At 64.0% G+C, this 19,148-nt stretch carries 14 protein-coding genes and 1 pseudogene; 7 read left to right on the top strand and 8 right to left on the bottom strand.

Features of this window, described 5'->3' with window-relative positions; all coding sequences use genetic code 11:
* The first annotated feature begins 384 nt into the window (after positions 1 to 384).
* On the top strand, positions 385 to 1,755 hold the full coding sequence (locus tag PAN31108_RS06935) for a nucleobase:cation symporter-2 family protein (protein WP_150668137.1): 1,371 nt from the start codon (positions 385 to 387) through the stop codon (positions 1,753 to 1,755).
* Between the two features lie 35 nt (positions 1,756 to 1,790).
* Here the strand turns inward: PAN31108_RS06935 and PAN31108_RS06930 are convergent, their stop codons facing one another.
* Positions 1,791 to 2,924, bottom strand: a complete 1,134-nt coding sequence (locus PAN31108_RS06930) for a hypothetical protein (protein WP_174994878.1) — start codon at positions 2,922 to 2,924, stop codon at positions 1,791 to 1,793.
* On the opposite strand from PAN31108_RS06930, the gene PAN31108_RS06925 reads away from it, so the two are divergent.
* Positions 2,923 to 3,249 carry a hypothetical protein gene (locus tag PAN31108_RS06925; RefSeq protein WP_174994877.1) on the top strand — a complete coding sequence of 109 codons (327 nt, stop codon included), beginning with the start codon at positions 2,923 to 2,925 and terminating at the stop codon, positions 3,247 to 3,249. The two genes, PAN31108_RS06930 and PAN31108_RS06925, sit on opposite strands and share 2 nt — an antisense overlap.
* Before the next feature lie 351 nt (positions 3,250 to 3,600).
* Here the strand turns inward: PAN31108_RS06925 and PAN31108_RS06920 are convergent, their stop codons facing one another.
* Genes PAN31108_RS06920 through PAN31108_RS06910 form a run of 3 tightly spaced genes read right to left on the bottom strand, consistent with a single transcriptional unit; the run spans position 3,601 to position 9,632 of the window.
* Positions 3,601 to 6,948, bottom strand: coding sequence for an error-prone DNA polymerase (locus PAN31108_RS06920; protein ID WP_150668134.1), 3,348 nt, complete (start codon positions 6,946 to 6,948; stop codon positions 3,601 to 3,603).
* A gap of 31 nt (positions 6,949 to 6,979) precedes the next feature.
* The gene (locus PAN31108_RS06915) at positions 6,980 to 8,749 is read right to left on the bottom strand and encodes a Y-family DNA polymerase (protein ID WP_174994876.1); all 1,770 of its coding nucleotides are present in this window, start codon (positions 8,747 to 8,749) and stop codon (positions 6,980 to 6,982) included.
* Complete coding sequence (locus PAN31108_RS06910) at positions 8,706 to 9,632, bottom strand: damage-inducible protein (RefSeq protein ID WP_150668132.1); 927 nt, start codon at positions 9,630 to 9,632, stop codon at positions 8,706 to 8,708. The genes PAN31108_RS06915 and PAN31108_RS06910 overlap by 44 nt, the downstream gene beginning before the upstream one ends.
* Positions 9,633 to 9,820: 188 nt before the next feature.
* Here PAN31108_RS06910 and PAN31108_RS06905 point away from each other — a divergent pair, with 188 nt between their 5' ends.
* The 4 genes from PAN31108_RS06905 (at position 9,821) to PAN31108_RS06890 (ending at position 13,256) form a co-directional block, all read left to right on the top strand.
* Positions 9,821 to 11,131, top strand: coding sequence for an Nramp family divalent metal transporter (locus tag PAN31108_RS06905; RefSeq protein ID WP_150668131.1), 1,311 nt, complete (start codon positions 9,821 to 9,823; stop codon positions 11,129 to 11,131).
* Between the two features lie 284 nt (positions 11,132 to 11,415).
* Positions 11,416 to 12,078, top strand: a complete 663-nt coding sequence (locus PAN31108_RS06900) for a CsgG/HfaB family protein (protein ID WP_150668130.1) — start codon at positions 11,416 to 11,418, stop codon at positions 12,076 to 12,078.
* A 171-nt stretch (positions 12,079 to 12,249) separates the two neighbouring features.
* Positions 12,250 to 12,594, top strand: a complete 345-nt coding sequence (locus PAN31108_RS06895; RefSeq protein WP_370819589.1) for a DUF4810 domain-containing protein — start codon at positions 12,250 to 12,252, stop codon at positions 12,592 to 12,594.
* Entirely contained in the window at positions 12,591 to 13,256 is a 666-nt protein-coding gene (locus tag PAN31108_RS06890; RefSeq protein WP_150668128.1) for a DUF799 domain-containing protein, read from the top strand. The genes PAN31108_RS06895 and PAN31108_RS06890 overlap by 4 nt, the downstream gene beginning before the upstream one ends.
* Before the next feature lie 533 nt (positions 13,257 to 13,789).
* On the opposite strand, the gene PAN31108_RS06885 is transcribed toward PAN31108_RS06890, so the two are convergent.
* From PAN31108_RS06885 to PAN31108_RS06870, 4 genes and pseudogenes are all read right to left on the bottom strand, one after another.
* A complete protein-coding gene (locus tag PAN31108_RS06885; protein WP_072617503.1) occupies positions 13,790 to 13,930 on the bottom strand; it encodes a DUF3563 family protein in 141 nt (46 codons plus the stop codon).
* A gap of 501 nt (positions 13,931 to 14,431) precedes the next feature.
* Positions 14,432 to 14,821: pseudogene (gene cueR, locus PAN31108_RS06880) on the bottom strand (Cu(I)-responsive transcriptional regulator); the annotation flags it as partial.
* Positions 14,822 to 14,828: 7 nt separating this feature from the next.
* Positions 14,829 to 15,635: an endonuclease/exonuclease/phosphatase family protein gene (locus PAN31108_RS06875; protein ID WP_150668126.1), complete on the bottom strand. Its 807-nt coding sequence runs from the start codon at positions 15,633 to 15,635 to the stop codon at positions 14,829 to 14,831.
* A gap of 283 nt (positions 15,636 to 15,918) precedes the next feature.
* Complete coding sequence (locus PAN31108_RS06870; RefSeq protein WP_150668125.1) at positions 15,919 to 18,441, bottom strand: heavy metal translocating P-type ATPase; 2,523 nt, start codon at positions 18,439 to 18,441, stop codon at positions 15,919 to 15,921.
* A gap of 300 nt (positions 18,442 to 18,741) precedes the next feature.
* Between PAN31108_RS06870 and PAN31108_RS06865 the strand changes: the two genes are divergently transcribed.
* Positions 18,742 to 18,942 (top strand): heavy-metal-associated domain-containing protein, encoded by a 201-nt coding sequence (locus PAN31108_RS06865; protein WP_069344848.1) that lies wholly within the window; start codon positions 18,742 to 18,744, stop codon positions 18,940 to 18,942.
* The last annotated feature ends 206 nt before the right edge of the window (positions 18,943 to 19,148 follow it).

Genomic DNA, 19,148 nt, shown 5'->3' with positions numbered 1-19,148 from the left:
TCTCATATCCCAGAAGCAATCTTTAGTATTGCGAATTCGATATAGTCGTCGGCGCTCGTCTGGCAACCACGGCGATCTGCAGGATATTTCGCACCGATGCCGCAGACGGCAACGACGGGGCATGGTCACCGCGTCAAGCGCGCTCCGCCATGTGGCGTAAGGCTTTCCCGCGTTCTGAGCGCCCGCCCGCGCGCGGGCGTACTCTGTCGCCAGGCCGCAGTTTTTCTCCACGACCGCGTGTCGGGCGTCGGCCGCGCGTCACCCGCGATGTACCCAGGTGTTTTTTGACGCGACTCGCTGCGCTCCGGTAAAAAATTTACGCTCGATTTCACTTCGCAAATCCAGCCTTGTAAATCAAATCGTACCGTCGGATCAGGAGAAGACATGACGCAATCTGCCGCTGTACCGGTGCACCCGGTCGACGAGCGCCTGCCGCTCCCCAAGTTGTTCACGCTGGGATTGCAACACGTGTTGGTGATGTACGCGGGCGCGGTCGCGGTGCCCCTGATCATCGGCGGCGCGCTCAAGATGTCGGTCGATCAGATCGCATTCCTCATCAACGCCGATCTCTTCGCCTGCGGTGTCGCCACGCTGATCCAGACGCTCGGTCTGTGGATCTTCGGCTTGCGTCTGCCGATCATGATGGGGGTGACGTTTACCGCCGTCACACCGATGATCGCCATCGGCACGAATCCGGACCTCGGATTGCTCGATATTTACGGTGCGACGATTGCCGCCGGCATCATCGGCATTCTGATCGCGCCGTACATCGGTAAATTGCTGCGCCTCTTTCCCCCGGTCGTGACAGGCACGGTCATTACGGTGATCGGCATCTCGCTCATGGGCGTCGGCATCAACTGGGCCGCAGGCGGTTTCGGCAATCCCGACTACGGCAACCCGCTGTATCTGGGGGTGTCGTTCGCGGTCCTGCTGTGCATTCTGTTCATCACCAAATACGTACGCGGTTTCTTCTCGAACATCGCGGTGCTGCTGGGCATTCTGTTCGGCACGATCGTGGCGATCGCCCTGGGCAAGGTGTCGTTTGCGGGCGTGTCCGAAGCCCCCTGGTTCGGCTTCGTCATGCCATTCCATTTCGGTGCGCCGCGCTTCGATCCGATTGCCATCGCGACGATGACGCTGGTGATGCTCGTAACTTTCATCGAATCGACCGGCATGTTCCTCGCCGTGGGCGACATCGTGGGACGCCCCGTCGATCAGAAGACACTCGTGCGCGGTTTGCGTGTCGACGGACTGGGCACGCTGATCGGCGGCATTTTCAATACATTCCCGTATACGTCGTTCTCGCAGAATGTGGGGCTGGTCGGGGTCACGGGTGTCAAGAGCCGCTGGGTGTGTGCGATGGGCGGGGTGATTCTGATCGTGCTGGGGCTGTTTCCGAAGGTCGCGCACGTGGTGGCATCGGTGCCGCAATTCGTGCTCGGCGGTGCGGGCATCGTGATGTTCGGAATGGTGACGGCCACCGGCGTGAAGATTCTCTCGACGGTGGATCTGACGAAGAACCGTTACAACCTGTACATCATCGCGATCAGTATCGGCGTGGGGATGATTCCGGTGGCGTCGGACAAATTCTTCATGAAGCTGCCGCACGCCCTCGCCCCGTTCTTCCACAGCGGTATTTTGCTCGCGTCGATCAGCGCCGTGCTGCTCAACGCACACTTCAACGGTCTGCGCAGCGAAGAAGAGGCGAGCCTGCTCGCGCAAGAGGCAGGCAAGCAGGCGGATTCGGCGCATTGAGGCGCATTGAGGTGGATTGAGGGCAATTGAGACGCTCAAGACGGTCGGGCTCGGAATCGGCTCGCCGTCAGGCGCTCGATACCGTGATGCTCGTGCGGCGCGGCGGCGACCGGGTCGATATGTTGCGGTATCGAGGGCGCGCGGTCGTCGTGTTGTGACGCGTTGAATGCAGACGCATCCGTGAACGCGTCGGTGATGCCGGCGTCGGGCCGATCGCCGAGCCAGGCCCGCCACATGTGGCGGGTGATGGCCTCCGATGTGAAGTCCCGGGCCAGCGGGGCGCCGGCGCAACGCAGGATGACCTGAGCGGTATCGGCCGCCATCCTCTCGAAGATATCGTCGTGACAGGGCGTCAATTCCGCGAACACGACCGTGTCCGAAGCTTGCGCAAAGTCCGGGACCATCCACTTCAGGTAGAACGGCAGCATTTCGCCCAACGACAACGTTTCGCATGGAAACGCCGATAACGGCTTGGTCTGCGCGTGCCGGACGAATTCGGCCAATGACGTTTCCATACTGCCGAACGCCCTGCCCTTGAAGCCTTTTTGCACGCCGGCGCAGTACAGCACCGCCGATTTCGTGCCCCGATCGTCGGCGCCGCTCACCGCAGTCGATACGATCACCATGCCGGGGACAGTCAGACGGTCGACGCTCGCATCACGGCGACGAGACACGCCGATCTGAACGGTATAAGCATAAATGCGCGCGCCTTTCTGATCACAACGTCCTTCAATGGCGGGATGCTCGCAGATCGCGTTCATTAGCCTGCCGATCAATCGATACCCGGGTTTCGTCTGATCGATGTCGCGCTGAATGCGCGAGGCAAGCACGTCTTTCGTTCGTTGGGCGATCATTTGCAGCGTCTGCGCATCCGTTAGCATCGCCTCGGCGATCGACCTGGCGACCGCCCGCCCGCTGTCCACCGGCAATCTCTCCCTCACCCAGGCCGCCGCCCTGTCGATGACCGCATTTGCCGGTTTGAACGTCTCGGGATGTGGGTGGGGTGTGACGCAAACCCACTCGCGACGCTCGCCCTCCGACCAACGGACGGTGCCGCTCACGATATCCGCGATGATTGTGCCCACCGCCCCGACCACCCGGTACTGTGGCGGTAATGTGGACATCCCCGCCTCGGCGGCCTCCACGGGAAGGCGCACGCCGACGAGCATGTCCCTCGGCGCCATGTCGTTCGTCAAATCGAGGGGCAAGAAGATTTCCCGAGGCAACTCGTTTAGCCTGGCGTCAATGGCCGAGGTGAAATCCGCGATGGACGCCACCTCTCTGGGCAGCGCGGCTAACGCCGCCGATGCGGACGACATCCCCCCGGAAGAGGTCGAGAGCGAAACCGTGCGCTCGCTTTGCGACGCGCGCGAACTTTCCTGCGCCGTCGAAGATGGCGTCGCATCAAGCGAGGCATGCCGTGTGGTGGGTGAAATCGTCGGCCCTGGTAATCCCGAGTTAATTTCCATGATGCACTCCGAGTGTAGGCAATAGGCTGTCGTCGGAGGCGATCGCGTCATCAAGCCATCAAGCCATCAAGCGTCACACGGATCTTCCACAGACGATGCGCCATCGTTCGCCGGAAAGCGTCCGGTCACTTCCAACAATCGGCTCACCGGCGGCGAGCGGTTTTCCCATACGTCGGCAGCCCAGGCGGATTCGGCGGATTCGTTGGATTTGCAGGCTGACGCAACGCCGTGGTCCGATACTGCCAACGCGCTGCATTGGCGAAATGCCCATCGGCCTCATGGCATGGCCAACGCCACACGGCAAGCCTGACGGGCGTGCATCGACCGCTCTCGCCCCGTCGAACATGCACGGCAATACGTCACGTGCACACGCGCGCTAATGGAAATTCCGGCTGGAAACCGTGAGTTCGCCCAGCATCGACGAGAGATCGATCAGACGATGGGCGACCAGATGCGTGACGCGTTCCTCTCGCTGCCACACGCCCTCCACACCCAATAGCGACGACGCCAGCAATTCCTTGCGTTGCGCCTCGACCAGATCGGGCCAGACGATGACGTTGATCACGCCCGTCTCGTCTTCCAGCGACACGAAGACCGTGCCGTTGGCCGTGCCCGGTCGCTGGCGTCCCGTCACAATGCCGACCGTACGCACGCGCCGACCGTGTACGCCCTCGGACTGCAACTCCCTGGCCGTACGCACACGCATCTTCGTCAGCGTCTCGCGCAGCAGCAGCAACGGATGACGCCTCAGCGTCAACCCCGTACTCGCGTAGTCGGCCACGATGTCCTGTCCCTCGGCCATCGGTGGCAAGGCCACCTGCTCGTGCGCACTGCCCGGCACGGCGTCGCGCAAGACGGTGGCGCCCAGCAGCGGCGTAGGCGGCTGCCACGCCGCCACCGCCCAGCGTGCCTGACGCCGTGCGCCCAGCAAGGCCGACAAGGCGTCGGCCGCCGCCAGCGCATCCAGATCGCGACGCGATAGCGCAGCGCGCGCCGTCAGATCGTCGATATCGGTAAACGGCCGCTGCCGCCGTGCGCGCTCGATCGCCTGCGCGCCTTCGGCAGACAGCCCCTTGACCAGCGACAGCCCCAGTCGCACCGCGGGTCGACGCGCGTCTCCGTACCGGCTCACCCTCGCTTCGGGAAGCGACTCGACATCGCTCACGCAAACATCCACTGCGCGAACCTCGACACGATGTCGTCGTGCATCCTGCACCAGTTGCGAGGCCGAATAGAAGCCCATCGGCAAGCTGTTGAGCAAGCCGCACAGGAACATCTCCGGCGCGTGACATTTGAGCCATGCACTCGCGTACGCAAGCGACGCGAAGCTCGCCGCATGACTCTCAGGAAATCCATACTCGCCGAACCCCTCGATCTGCCGACAGATCGCTTCGGCGAACTCGCGCGGATAGCCGTTCTTCAACATGCCGCCGATGATGCGGGTCTGGAATTTCTCCAACCCGCCTTTGCGTTTCCATGCCGCCATCGAGCGACGCAATTCGTCGGCATCGCCAGCGGAGAAGTCGGCAGCAATCATCGCGATCTGCATGACTTGCTCCTGAAAAATCGGCACGCCCAGCGTACGCTCGAGTGCGGGTCTGATGGCGTCGCACGGATAGTCGATCTGCTCCGGTTTAAGCTTGCGTCGCTTCAGATAGGGATGCACCATGCCGCCCTGAATCGGCCCGGGACGCACAATCGCGACCTGCACCACCAGGTCATAGAATTTGACCGGTTTCAGACGCGGCAACATGCTCATCTGTGCGCGTGACTCGATCTGGAATACGCCAACGGTATCGGCACGGCGGATCATGCCGTACGTTGCCGGATCGTCACGCGGGATTTCGGCAAGCTCAAGCGGTTTGCCTCGCCACTCGCCAAGCAAATCGAGCGTGCGACGCAACGCGCTCAGCATGCCGAGCGCCAGCACGTCGACCTTGAGCAGCCGGAGCGTCTCGATGTCGTCCTTGTCCCATTGAATGACGTAACGATGCGCCATCGCGGCCGGGGCAATCGGCACGAGTCGCGAGAGCTTGTCGCGCGAAATCACAAAACCGCCCACGTGCTGCGACAAATGCCGCGGAAAGCCGATCAGCCGCGCGACCAGATCGGCCCACAGACGCGTTGTCGGGGCATCGGGCGACAGCCCCTGCGCAGCCATGCGCGCGAGCAGGTTCTCCTTGCCGTCCCACCAATGCTGACTCTGCGCGACCTGCTCGACGATAGACAGATCGATACCCAGCGCACGCCCCGTATCGCGCACGGCGCTGCGCATGCGATAGCTGATGACCGTGGCCGCCAGCGCCGCCCGGTCGTTGCCGTACTTCTTATAGATGTACTGGATGACGATCTCGCGCTTCTGGTGCTCGAAATCGACATCGATATCGGGCGGCTCCTTGCGCTCCTTCGACAGAAAGCGCCCGAACAACACCTCCGCCTCATCGGGGTTCACGGCAGTGATGCCGAGGCAATAGCACACCGCCGAGTTCGCCGCCGAGCCACGGCCCTGACACAGAATCTTCTGACTACGGGCAAAGCTCACGATGTCATAGACCGTCAGAAAGTACGGCTCGTATTCAAGCTCGTGAATGAGGTCCAGTTCTGCCTTGAGAAGCGCCTTCACCTTTGCCGGCACACCGTCCGGATAGCGCCACTTCGCCCCCGCCTCGACTTCCTGCCGCAAATACGACGCCGGCGTGTGCCCCGCAGGCACGAGTTCTTCCGGATATTCGTAACGCAGCGTTCGTAGATCGAAATGACAGCGCGAGGCGATCGCGACCGTCTCGGCCAGCGCCTCTTTCGGATAAAGCCACGAAAGCCGTAGCCGGGCACGCAAGTGCTGCTCCGCATTCGCGGTGAGCGACAACCCGCATGCCTGCACCGGCACGCCCCGCCCGATCGCCGTCAGCGTGTCCTGCAACGGCTTGCGCGAGCGCACATGCATGAGCACATGGCCCGTGGCGACGAGCGGCACGCCACATTCGGCGGACACAGTACGCAGACGCGCCAGATGCGCCTCGTCGTCGGCACGATGGCGACGCTCCAGCGCCAGCCAGACGCGCCCCTCTCCGAAGGTCCGTGCAGCCCAGCGCGTCTGGGCCAGCGTACGTTCGGGGCTCGCGTCGGGATCGGGCACGAGAATAATCAGACAGCCCTTCAAACCACGCAGATGCGCGTGCTCGCCGGCGGGCGCACTGAAGTCCCGCGCGTGCAGACGGTAGCTGCGATTCGGCCCCCGCATACGGCCGAGCGTGATCATTTCGGACAAATTGCCGTAGCCGTCGCGGTGCTGCGCCAGTGCGGCCAGATGCACGGTGCCCAGCGCATCGAGAGTGTCGGCATCGTGGCTCGGCGTCGCCTGCGACGATTGCCACGCGTCCCCCTCAGGGGTCAAACGAAATTCGCTGCCGACGATCAGCGAGACAGACGGATGCTTGACCGCTTCCGCGAGCGCTCGCACCACACCGGCCAGCGAACACTCGTCGGTAATGGCCAACGCGCTGTATCCCAGATATGCCGCACGCGCGATCAGTTCTTCCGGGTGCGACGCGCCCCGCTGAAACGAGAAATTCGACAGACAGTGCAACTCGGCATACGCCGGCAGACTGTCGTCATCTTTTGCGCGCGACCGGGATGCCTCGCCCTCCGGTGTGTCGACACCGTCGTCGTTGGCGTCCAGCCCTTCGGTCGCCCCTTGCCATGGGAGAAAATCGTCGATATTCATAAGGCAACCTACCTGATGGCCTCCTCTGGCATCAGCCGAACAGGCCATGCAAATACCACGCGGCGTCGGCGCCCTTCACCGGCCGCTCCCGAAACACCCACAGCAGCGCCCCCGTGGTATCGGCCGCGATGAAGTAATCGCGCGTGACCGTACCCGGTTCCCACCACCCCGCCTCGATACGCTCGGGGCCACTCAGCAGTCGCAACGGCCCCTGGCGCCACGGACGCTCCTGCCGCACGCGCAATCGCTGCGGCGCATCGAGCAGCCACGCCGGTCGCGGAGGCAACCGATGCGCGGTTTCCGGCAAATGACGCGTTGCAGCGCAGGACGCGCCCGCTGCATTTGGCGCATGTCGCCGCTCGGCCCCGGGGGCGCCAGGCACGCCAGGCACTCCATAAGGCACACTGACGAACGCCGCCTCGGGACGGTGATCGCCGCGCACCTGCAAGCGCCGCACATGCTCATCTCCCAAACGCGCCGCCACGCGCTCCATCAATTGCACGAAGTCCTGCCGCTCGCGCCCCGGCTCGGGCAGCAACGACCCGCTGCCCGGGGCATGAGGCGCGGTCTGGGTTACGTCGAGCCGAAGCGTCAGCACCGGTGCGACCAGCGGTGCACGCGCGAGCCGCTCCTTGCACAACGACAGCAAGTGCGCCGGCGCGGCACTCGCCTCGGCCAGACGGATGTCGAAACGCGTCGGCGCCAGCGTCTGCCTGCCGAGCGGTTCGTGCTCAAGTATCAGGGTCAGGGCGCGCGTCGCCAGTTGTCCGGCCGACAGCCATCCGGTGAGTTGCGCCAGCAAACGGCGCAAACCGAAGAGGAGCACGTCAACGTCGTGAGTGAGCGACGGCAATGGCAAGACCGCCTCGAAGTGCGGGGGCGCGCGGTACCACGCCGGGGCCTCCGGCGTCTCGCCATAGGCACGGGCAAGCGAAGCCGGCAGTTCGGCGCCGCAGCGGCGTCTCACCCCCACCGCAGGCAACGCCCGCAACGCGCCCAACGTCGTACAACCGATTTGCGCAAGCCAGTCGAGCCACGGCTGCGCTTCAGGCAGCAACGCGACCGATAGCGGATCCAGTTGTGCCGGCAACGCCGCAAGGGGGGGCGGCAGTAAGCGGCCCCCAGGCGCGTCATGCCATACCGACGAGGGCGAGGGCGAGGGCGATGGTGGCGAATCGGACCTCGACACCGGTTGATGTTGAGGTTGAGGTTGCGCCACCTTCGCCGGCACGACCGAGCGACGCGAGGCGCGCGACTTCATCGCCGCTTGCATCTGCTCAGGCGTCGGCGCACGAGGATCAAGGTGTGCCGACGTTGCCTCCCCGCCACGCGCGAGCAACGCCGCCGCACTGGCCGTCGCGGCAACCCCCAGCCATGCGCGATGCCCAAGCGCCTCGGCACTCTCCAGCACTTGCGCCGCCAACGCAGTCAGACCACCGAACAGACGCAGGCTCGGTGCCACGTCGATCACTACACACTGCGGGGCGGCAACAGCCACATCGGGGCCGAAGCGCAACAACGCCAACGCCAGCGCTTCGAGCGCCACCGTCTCGGCCGCTTCGTCGCGATCGTGAAATCGTGCCTGCGGCAACAGGGCCAGCACGCCGCCACGACGCATCCCCGGTTGCACCCCGGCCGCCTGCGCAACCTCGCTCGCCTGCCAGACACGCGACTGCGCCAGCACGACCGTCATGTCGGCCTGCGTGTCGGCCTGCGTGTCGACAGCCCCCTCCGCACGAATGCGCGGCGAGGCAATCTCAAGCGCCAGAGACGGCAGATGCAGGGCGATCCAGCAAGCCATGCGAGACTCCGGAAGCAGAAACGAAAGAGACGGCGGACGGTACGGGCGACGGCGCCGGATCGGGCCGGGCATGCAGCGGCATGGCGTCGTCCTTCGCGTCCGTTCGCGGTTGTGGTGCACGCGTATAGGGCGCCGGCAGCGTCAGCCACAGCGGGGTGAGACGCGGTGGCCCCCGACGCTTGTGAAACTGCACGCCGAGTCGGCTCCCCTGTCCAACGGTGAGCCCCAGCCGTAACGGCGCAGCCGAAGCTGTCGAGATCGCAGCGGCAGGACGCATCACCCAAATCAGCGTTTCACCGCCACCGGCCGCCACCTGAAGCCGCCGGAGTTGCTCGGGCGTGGCCGCCGGTAGCCACGTCAGCACCGCCCCACAGCAAGCACTTTTGAGCGCCTGCTCCGCACACCAGAGCATGTCGCGGTCCTCGGGCCTCATTCCCTTCATCCCTCTGATCCCTCTGGTCCCTCGCGCCCCTCCAGCTGCGTCTCGCCCTTGCTCGCCTGCGCCGCGACGCCCCCGGGCAATCGCCGAAGCCACCGATGCCACCGATGCCGAGGATGTCGCAGGACGCGTCACCACGCTGAGCCAGCGCAAATCGATCCCCCACGCCACCAGCGCCGGCGCGTACGGCAGCATCGGCGGCGCAATCACCATCACCGGTTTGCCGGCCTGCGTCAGATCGCGCAACGCCGGAGCCAGCAATCGCCACTCCCCGATCCCCGGACGCTCGCTCAGCAACTCCGTCACCGCGCCATGCGGCCACCCGGCACCGGGCAGCTCGGCATCGAGCGCCGCAAAACCGGTGGCATGGCCCGCCCGATGGCAATGCGCCAGTTCGCTGGCGCGCCATAGCCCGGCAGGCAGGGAGGAGAGCGGCAGGGTCATCTGGAGAATCAAGCATCCGAATACTGTATGAATATACAGTATAGCAGTTCATCGACCTTTGGCAGCCTCCCGATGGCGTCGCCGCCCGCTTTCCTGCCGCGATTCCCCCCCGGTTTTCCCGACGATCCCGCTTGCGGGCGAACGCCGGCCCGGCTAACGTGAGCGTCATTGCACGAAACCCTTCCCTCATGCCGCTCCCGACTACCGCCACCGCGCCCTTCTGCCCCTCCGAGGTCAAGGGCAGCATCGTCATCGACGCGCACCAATCGCGCTGGACCAAACTCAAACGCTTCGCCGGCCCCGGGCTGCTCGTCGCCATCGGCTATATGGATCCCGGCAACTGGGCGACGGACATTCAGGCGGGCTCGCAATTCGGCTACTCGTTGCTATGGGTCGTGGCGCTGTCGAGCCTTGCGGCCATCTTCCTGCAGATGCTCGCCGCACGGCTCGGGCTGGTCGCGGGACGCGATCTCGCACAGGCGAGCTACGAACGCTACGGCCGGGCGGGACGTCTGGTGCAGTGGCTCACGGCCGAAATTTCCATCGTCGCGTGCGATATCGCCGAGGTGCTCGGCTGCGCGCTGGCCTTCAAGCTATTGCTGGGGGTGCCCGTCTCGTGGGGCATCGTTCTTACCGCGCTCGACACGATGATCGTGCTCGGCCTGCAAGGCAAAGGGTTCCGTCAGATCGAGGCCATCGTTTTCGGATTGATCGGAACGATGGCGTTCTGCTTCATCGCACAAGTCGCGATGGCGCCGCCCGACTGGCATGCCGTGGCCGCAGGTCTCGTGCCGGGCGCGCCCAGCCACGACCGGCGCGACGCCATCGTGCTGGCGCTGGGCATCGTCGGCGCGACGATCATGCCGCACAACCTCTATCTGCATTCGTCCGTCGTGCAAACCCGGCGGGTGGTCGGCGGCAAACTTGGCGATGTACGCGACACCCTCGCATTAGTGCGTATCGATACCTGGGGTTCGCTGCTGATCGCGATGTGTGTGAATGGGGCAATTCTTATTCTTGCGGGCTCGGTCTTTCACGCGAACGGCCAGACCAACGTCACCGATATCGAGCAGGCGTATCAGTTGATTACGCCGATTGCGGGCGGGGCTGCCGCGTTCATGTTCGGCATCGCCTTGCTCGCGTCCGGGCAAAGCTCGACGCTCACCGGCACGATCGCCGGGCAAGTCATCATGGATGGCTTCCTGCACATGAAGATTCCGTGTTACCAGCGGCGCCTGATCACACGCGGCCTTGCGCTGGTGCCCGCGCTGATCGGCGTGCTGTGGCTCGGCGACGGCGCCGTGGGCAAACTGCTGGTCTGGAGTCAGGTATTGCTCAGCCTGCAACTGCCGTTCGCCATGTGGCCGCTGATTCGTTCGGTGAGCGACCCGCGCGTAATGAAAGGCAACACGATCGGACGTCCCGCGCAGGTCTTCGCATGGTGCCTGTTCGTGGTCATCACCGGCACCAATCTGTTATTGATCTTCGGGCTGGACTGACGTCAATATCCGTCACGGCGACACGCCCGTCACCAATGTCAAGGGAACGGCCCACGGTGAGTATCGTCGGCCCGACCGGGGCAATCGACGTGTCGGGCATGCCCGTCAAAGTCGCCACCGTACGTGCTACCATCAGCACCCCTTACTAATTCTTAGAAAAAAACGCGTCAAGACAGTCAGGGGCAGATTGCCCGCCAGGGACCGTTGCACACTCGTGCGACATTCATGACCCGGCGGGCGCCAACACACTCAGGGGTATCAACGTGCAGAAAAGGAAGTCCCGCATGGCGCTGCTCAGCGCTGCCATGCTCGCGATGGCAACGCTCGGCGGTTGCGCCACAGAAAGCTCGCGTACCGTAGAAGTCGCCAAGGTCGAGAGCGCCAGCCGTGCATACGTCGGCGTGCGCACGCCGATCGCCGTCGGCAAGTTCGACAACCGTTCCGCGTATATGCGCGGCGTCTTTTCCGATAATGTCGATCGTCTGGGCAGTCAGGCCAAGACGATTCTGATTACGCATCTTCAGCAAACGAATCGCTTCAACGTGCTCGACCGCGACAACATGGCCGAGATCCGTCAGGAAGCCGACATCAAGAAGACTCAGCAGACGCTCAAGGGTGCCGACTACGTGATCACCGGCGATGTCGTCGAGTTCGGTCGCAAGGAAGTGGGCGACAAACAACTTTTCGGTATTCTGGGCCGGGGACGCGAGCAGATCGCGTATGCCAAGGTCAACCTGAACGTGGTCGACATCGCCACGTCGGAGGTCGTCTACTCGAGCGGTGGCGCGGGCGAATTCGCGCTGTCCAATCGCGAAGTGATCGGCTTCGGCGGCACGGCTGGCTACGACTCCACGCTCAACGGCAAGGTCCTCGACCTCGCGATGCGCGAAGCCGTCAACAATCTCGTCGCCGGCATCGAAAGCGGCGCGTGGAAGCCCGGCAAGTAAGCCGACCGACTCCCCTTTTGCAGCATGCCGTAGCGCATCGTTCGTCATGCGCTCGCCTGCGTGCGTCGATCCGGCGCGGGCAGCGCGCCCTACGAACGACACGCCGACCACGGCATGCCTGCCAGGATTGCTATCGTCATGAATCGCACATTTACGTTCGGTCGTCTGGCCATGGCGGCCGTCGCCGGCGCGGCCATCGTCACGCTATCGGGTTGCGCCACACCGCCCAAACCGCTGTACGACTGGGAAAGCTACCAGCCGCAGGTCTACGAGTATTTCAAGGGCGAATCGAAGGAAGCCCAGATCATTGCGCTCGAACGCGATCTGGAAAAGATCAAGGCGTCGAACAACGCGGCGCCGCCGGGGTATCACGCCCACCTCGGCCTGCTCTACGCATCGGTCGGCAAGTCCGACAAGATGGTCGAGCAATTCCAGATCGAAAAGCAGTTGTTCCCCGAGTCCGCCAACTACATCGACTTCCTGCTCAAGAACAAAACCACGGAGGCCAAACAATGATCGCCCGACTCTGCCAATGGCTGACGGTCGCCGCACTGGCCGCCGTCATGAGCGGCTGTGCCGTGCATCAGGCCAAACCGTATGACTACACCGCGTTCAAGGAAAGCAAACCGAAGTCGATTCTGGTGTTGCCGCCGCTGAACGAATCGCCCGATATCGACGCGACCTATAGTGTGCTCTCGCAAGTCACCGTGCCGTTGGGTGAAGCAGGCTACTACGTGATGCCCGTCGCGCTGGTAGACGAATCGTTCCGTCAGAACGGCCTGACCGTGGCTGGCGACATCCATCAGGTCAGCCCGGCCAAGCTGCGCGAGATCTTCGGCGCGGACGCCGCGCTCTACATCAAGATCACGCAGTACGGCACGAAGTACATGGTGCTCGACAGCGCCACGGTGGTCACGGTCTCGGCCGATCTCGTCGATCTGCGCAACGGCGCCAAGCTATGGAGCGGCGCGGCCAGTGCGTCGAACAACGAGGGCAACAACAACAGTGGTGGCGGGCTGATCGGCATGCTGATCACGGCAGCCGTCAAGCAGATCGTCAACAGCGTGTCGAACGCCGGCTACACGGTTGCCGGCACCGCCAACGCCCGTCTGCTCTCCGCCGGACATCCCAACGGCATGCTCTACGGTCCGCGCTCGCCCAAGTACGGCACGGACTGATCCGGTCTTCGGGCCTGACGTCAGGTCATTGCCGCCAACCATGAAGGCTCCGGTGCTGCCTGCAGCGCCGGAGCCTTTTCATTTCGACCGCTCACAACCGATCGACGAGGTTCGACAAGGTCGTTGAGGCTGCCGGTGCGACTGCAACGCAAAAGCACATCGGATGCGCCTCACAAGTCGGTCCTCATGGACAACGAGAAGGTCCTTGACGCGCCAGGCCCTGCACTGCCGGGCAGCGTCGTTTGCGCCCTCGCACCAACTCATCCGGTCGCTGAGCAAAACCTGCATTTTGCGAGAATCTCAGGGAGGCAGAGGCTGGCGCAATGCGCCTCCCAAGCAATGCCGTAAACGACAAAGCCCGCCAAAGTGGCGGGCTCGCTTACGCCAATCCCGGAACAGCGGGACCGGCATCCGGACTCACGGTTGGGCGCCGTCGCACGTCATCACACAATGACGGGAATCGCCCGATGAGACGATCGACTTGCCTGGCTGCGCCAGCGACGACCGTTCGTCCGGAAGGACTTCTGACTTGCTTAGTAACCGGCGGTTTCGAGCGCGCGGATACGTTGTTCCAGTTCGATGATGTCCTTCGACTCAGCCAGGAACGCTTCACGACGACGACGCTCAGCAGTTTCGAACCAAGTGTTCACGACTTCAAACAGGGCGGCAAACATGGCGTTTCTCCAATTCAATAAGTGTGCTGCATCGCAGCAGTGCTTCGCATTATATAGGGTTTTCCCGTTAAGGGTTAGCCCCTATATGGGAAAAACCAACAAAATCTGCTAGAGCGTCACTTCGAATGGAGTCAATTCCAATAAAATCATTTAAAAATCAATTATATAACAAAAAAGCAACACATCAAAAAACTGTCTGCGACGCACTGTCGCAGGAGCGCGATCAAAATTCCCGCGATAAAAAAAGCGCCGCTGCTGCGGCGCATCACCCACGAGATTACGCGGGAAATATGACATCCTCATATCGTCACACGTCCGTCGTCAGCCTTGCGGGACGGGGTGAGCGCCCTGCGCATCGCCATCTCCCAACGGTCCGCCCGCCGGGGCGTTCGCCGCCGTAGCGGCAGGCGCGACACCGGGTTGTGTCGCGCTGCCGCAAGCCGCCATGACATTCGCCCCGCACTCGCCTTGCGTCTTGGCCGCCCCCGCATTGCCGGGAAACTCGGCCGCCGCCAGCCCTTCCAGGATCGGGCAGTCCGGGCGATCGTCGCCATGGCAGTGCATCGCGAGATGGGAGAGCGTGTCGCGCATGGCGACGAGTTCGCCGATGCGTTGATTGAGTTCGTCGACGTGGGATTGCGCCAATGCCTTCACCTGCGCACTGGAGCGCCCACGATCCTGCCATAGCGCCAGCAGTTGGCGAATCTGATCGATACCGAAACCCAGACGCCGCGCCTGACGAATGAACCGAAGCAGATGAAGATCCTGCTCGCCATATCGCCGGTACCCTGCCTCGGAGCGGGGGCTCGGGGGCATCAGACCGATACTTTCGTAGTACCGGATCATCTTGGCCGTAACGCCGCTGGCCTGCGCCGCTTGTCCGATGTTCATGGCGACCTCACTGGGGGGAACGAGGGTTGAACGATGGGAGAGAGGACCCGTTCAAGGCTTTCCCGGCATCCGACGGCACGAGTCGGGCACTGATCGGCGCATGATCGGAGATCCGTGACCAGGGACGCCCGTGCAATACTTGCGCCCCCTCGATATGAAAGCCGCGTGCGTAGATGCGGTCAAGTCGTAAAAGCGGCAATCCGCTCGGAAAACTGCGCGCCGGACGACCAGCGCTATTCTGAAACACTTCCGTCAGCGCCAGTTTCTCGGCGAGCAGACGGTCCGCCTGATTACTCCAGTCGTTGAAGTCGCCGGCGATGATCAACGGGGCATCCGAAGGGATGGCATCCGCCACACGCTCCGTCAGCATGTCGAACTGGCGACGCCGCCCCTGCCCGGCGAGCGACAAGTGCACACACAGGCAATGCAACGGCTGCGTCAGCCCCGGCACGGCAATCTCGCAATGAAGCATGCCGCGTTTCTCAAAACTATAGGTCGTGATGTCGTGATTGTCCGATTTGACGATCGGATAACGACTCAAAATCGCGTTACCGTGATGCCCATGCTCGTAGACGACATTCCGGCCGTACGCGTGATCGCGCCACATGGCGCCAGCCAGAAACTCGTGTTGCGGCTGAACGGGCCAGTTGCTGTGACGCACCGCATGGCGTTGGTGCATGCCCTGCACTTCCTGCAGGAAGACGAGATCCGGCGCCAGTCCCTCCAACCCCGCACGCAACTCATGAACGCGCAGTCGGTTGAACGCGGAAAAGCCCTTGTGGATGTTGTAACTCGCGATATGCAGACTATTCATATTCGGCAGCATCGACTCCTTGCCGGAAGACAGACGATGGCACCCAGATGGTGCCGCTTTCGGCGAATTTCAAGACAAGTGAAAAGCCGGGCGACGTACCGGCAGGTCTCTGTCGATGGGTCGCCCCGGATCGTTTCATTATGCGCCGTTCACCTTATGCTCGGGCAGGCTGCCCGCAAACGCCCGCGTGACGGGCTTCACCGCACCACACAGCCGCCCCACACAGCAACACCACGCAGCCACACCACACAGCCCCCTCCCGCCTCAGCCCGGCTCGCGCACGTCAGCCCTGCCGCTCAGCTTCGGCGACACCCGTCGCTGCCGCGGCCATCGGCGACAACGCCGGACGCCACCGGCGCAACAACAGCGCATTGCTCACGACGCTGACGCTGCTCAGCGCCATGGCCGCCCCGGCAATCACCGGGCTCAGCAGTCCGAGCGCCGCCAGCGGAATGCCGACCACGTTGTACGCGAACGCCCAAAACAGGTTCTGACGAATCTTCGACCATGTGCGGCGCGAGACGTCGATGGCGTCCGCCACGCGCAGCGGGTCGCCACGCATCAGCGTAATACCGGCCGTCTGCATCGCCACGTCCGTCCCGGACCCCATGGCGATACCCACATCGGCGGCCGCCAGCGCGGGGGCGTCGTTGATGCCGTCGCCAACCATCGCTACGACGGCGCCGTCACGCTTGAGTTGCGCGATGACCTCGGCCTTGTGCTCAGGCAATACGTCGGCATGCACGTCATCGAGTCCCAGTGCATCGGCGACGGCCCTGGCACTGCCGGCGTTATCGCCCGTCACCATCACACATCGCACGCCGAGCGCATGCAGCCGGTCGATCGCCGGTTTCGCGCTGGCCTTGACCGTATCGCCGAATGCCAGCAACCCGAGCAGTCTCGCTGTCGCCGGGCCAGCCACCGAACCATCGACGTTTGTCCCGCCGGTCTCCACCAGCCACGAAACCGTGCGTCCCTCACCCGCCAGCCGCGCAGCGTCTTGCGCCAGTGCCCCTTGCGAGACACCTAGCTCGTCGAGCAACCGCGCGTTGCCCAGTTGGAGGGCATGGCGACCCTCGGCCTCGCCGGCGACCGATGCCTCCTGAATGCTTGCGCGCATGCCGCGCCCCGGCAACGCCGCAATGTCCGACGCCACCGGTACTTTCGAGGCGAGTCCGGCCTCGTCGGCGGCTACCGTGACCGCCTTGGCCAAGGGGTGAGAACTGCCGGACTGCACCGCAGCGGCCCACCGCAACAACGTATCGGCACTCGTGCCGTGAGCGGGTAAATGCGCGACCAGCCGCGGCTTGCCTTCCGTCAGCGTCCCCGTCTTGTCGAACGCCACGACGTCAATGCGATGGGCGAGTTCGAGCGCCTCGGCATCCTTGATGAGAATGCCCTGACGCGCCGCCGCCCCCGTACCGACCATGATCGCGGCCGGTGTGGCAAGCCCCAGCGCGCACGGGCACGCGATCACCAGCACTGCGACGGCGTTGAGCAACGACGCCTCCAGTCCGATCCCCATCGCCCACCCGCCAATCACCGTCGCGATGGCGATCAGGACGACCACCGGCACGAACACCGCCGCCACGCGGTCGACAGCGCGCTGAATGGGCGCCTTGCCCGCCTGCGCATCCTCGACCATGCGGATGATGCGGGCAAGTGCCGTATCGGCACCTACCGCCGTGGTTTCCACGCGCAAGGTCCCCGAACCGTTGATCGAACCGCCGACCACCTTGTCGCCGCCAGCCTTGTCGATCGGCAACGGCTCACCGGTCAGCAACGACTCGTCGAGTTGACTCGCGCCCTCGCGAATTACCCCATCGACCGGCACCCGCTCACCGGCGCGCACCACGACCCAATCACCGACTTTCACCTGAGTGAGCGGCACCGAGACCTCGCTCGCCACGCCCTGCGGATCGCGCAGCACACGTGCCGTCTCGGGACGTAACGCCGCCAGCGCACGAATCGCCTCGACCGTGCGCCGCTTCGCGCGCGCCTCGAGCCACTTGCCCAACAGTACGAGCGTGACGATGACGGCGGCCGCTTCGAAATAGAGATGCGGCATGCCGCCGCCCGGCGCACGCCACCATTCGTACAAACTCAGACCGTATGCGGCCGAGGTGCCCAGCGCCACCAGCAAATCCATGTTGCCGCTCCCCGCTCGCACCGCCTTGTACCCGGCCCGGTAGAACCGCGCGCCCAGCCAAAACTGCACCGGCGTGGCGAGCAACCATTGCACCCATGCCGGCAGGGTGAGATGCAGCCCGAACGGCTCGACCAGCATGGGCAGCAACAACGGCACCGACAACACCGCCGCCACGGCCACCGGCCACCATGCCGGGCCGCTTTCGGTCTGGACGGCCTGCGCAGGATCTGTCACGGGCGATGCCTCATACCCCGCCTTCTCGACGGCGGCCGTCAGCACGCCGACGTCCACCGCGCCACGCACGCCGCGTACGGCAGCGCGTTCGGTCGCGAGATTCACGTTCGCTTCGACGACACCGGGCACATTGCGCAAGGCCTTCTCGACGCGCCCCGCACACGAGGCACACGTCATACCGCCGATGGCAAGCTCGAACGATTGCTCCGCGACCTGATACCCGGCGTCGACCACCGCGGCCTCGACAGCCCCCAGCAACGCCGCAGGCGCGACATCGGCTGCCGCCTCGACCGCCGCCGTTTCGGTCGCCAGGTTGACATTGGCGCCCGCCACGCCCGGGGCGCGCCGTATCGCCTTCTCCACGCGTGTCACGCACGACGCGCACGTCATGCCTTCGATACCGACCGACCAGTTCTGAGTCATTTGTGAGCCTCCCACGAGGACTGTCATCATGCGTCACAGCATAGACCTTGCCATGACAGGAAGGTCAAGCGCTGTGCGGCAACTTGTCACGCGTCGCGGGGTCCCCTCTATTCGCCCCATACTGGCGCCCTGCCGATACCTCACGATAGCGCCATCGGCACCGTTCAGGTTTGGGTGACGTCCGAGCGCCTTGCGCGATTCCTCTGAAAAAGCGCTTGAGCTTGCCGCGGTAGGAAGGTCTATGATCGGTTTCATTCATCCGTGTCACCCTGCCATCGAAACGCTATCAAGGAGAGCATCATGCAAGTGCAAGTCGAAGGAATGAGCTGCGGTCATTGCGTCAAGGCCGTCACCCGTGCGATCACCGAGCTGGACGCCGACGCCAAGGTCAACGTGGACCTGGGCGCCGGTCGGGTCGACGTGCAAAGCGACCTGTCGCCGGCCGAAGTCAGCGCCGCCATCACGGAAGCCGGTTACACGGTCAAGGGCACGCAAGCCTGAAGAAACGTCCGGACACACGTCCGGCGCTGACGGTACGGGGGCGTGCGCCAGACTCGACAGCCGGGGCACGCTCACGCGCGGCTCCCCTGCGCACCCCTTCTCCCTTCCCGCGCGTCTGGCGCGGGCTTCCCTGCAGACCCGCCACACCTTGTGCTACGCTCTGTCTCGCCGAATACGTGATGACGCCGCGCGATGAGTCACCGCCA

It is taken from the genome of Pandoraea anhela (assembly GCF_902459655.1).
GTDB classification, from domain to species: Bacteria; Pseudomonadota; Gammaproteobacteria; order Burkholderiales; family Burkholderiaceae; genus Pandoraea; species Pandoraea anhela.
The sequence above is the reverse complement of the archived record's forward strand: the minus strand, read 5'-3'. Positions and strand labels throughout refer to the sequence as shown.

Excerpts from the sequence above, each read along its gene's own strand:
- PAN31108_RS06915 (WP_174994876.1), bottom strand. The coding sequence starts at position 8,749 with ATGGCTTGCTGGATCGCCCTGCATCTGCCGTCTCTGGCGCTTGAGATT.
- PAN31108_RS06925 (WP_174994877.1), top strand. The coding sequence starts at position 2,923 with ATGTCCCTCGGCGCCATGTCGTTCGTCAAATCGAGGGGCAAGAAGATT.
- PAN31108_RS06930 (WP_174994878.1), bottom strand. The coding sequence starts at position 2,924 with ATGCTCGTCGGCGTGCGCCTTCCCGTGGAGGCCGCCGAGGCGGGGATG.
- PAN31108_RS06895 (WP_370819589.1), top strand. The coding sequence starts at position 12,250 with ATGGCGGCCGTCGCCGGCGCGGCCATCGTCACGCTATCGGGTTGCGCC.
- PAN31108_RS06910 (WP_150668132.1), bottom strand. The coding sequence starts at position 9,632 with ATGACCCTGCCGCTCTCCTCCCTGCCTGCCGGGCTATGGCGCGCCAGC.
- PAN31108_RS06870 (WP_150668125.1), bottom strand. The coding sequence starts at position 18,441 with ATGACTCAGAACTGGTCGGTCGGTATCGAAGGCATGACGTGCGCGTCG.
- PAN31108_RS06905 (WP_150668131.1), top strand. The coding sequence starts at position 9,821 with ATGCCGCTCCCGACTACCGCCACCGCGCCCTTCTGCCCCTCCGAGGTC.
- PAN31108_RS06890 (WP_150668128.1), top strand. The coding sequence starts at position 12,591 with ATGATCGCCCGACTCTGCCAATGGCTGACGGTCGCCGCACTGGCCGCC.
- PAN31108_RS06875 (WP_150668126.1), bottom strand. The coding sequence starts at position 15,635 with ATGAATAGTCTGCATATCGCGAGTTACAACATCCACAAGGGCTTTTCC.
- PAN31108_RS06900 (WP_150668130.1), top strand. The coding sequence starts at position 11,416 with ATGGCGCTGCTCAGCGCTGCCATGCTCGCGATGGCAACGCTCGGCGGT.
- PAN31108_RS06920 (WP_150668134.1), bottom strand. The coding sequence starts at position 6,948 with ATGAATATCGACGATTTTCTCCCATGGCAAGGGGCGACCGAAGGGCTG.
- PAN31108_RS06865 (WP_069344848.1), top strand. The coding sequence starts at position 18,742 with ATGCAAGTGCAAGTCGAAGGAATGAGCTGCGGTCATTGCGTCAAGGCC.
- PAN31108_RS06935 (WP_150668137.1), top strand. The coding sequence starts at position 385 with ATGACGCAATCTGCCGCTGTACCGGTGCACCCGGTCGACGAGCGCCTG.
- PAN31108_RS06885 (WP_072617503.1), bottom strand. The coding sequence starts at position 13,930 with ATGTTTGCCGCCCTGTTTGAAGTCGTGAACACTTGGTTCGAAACTGCT.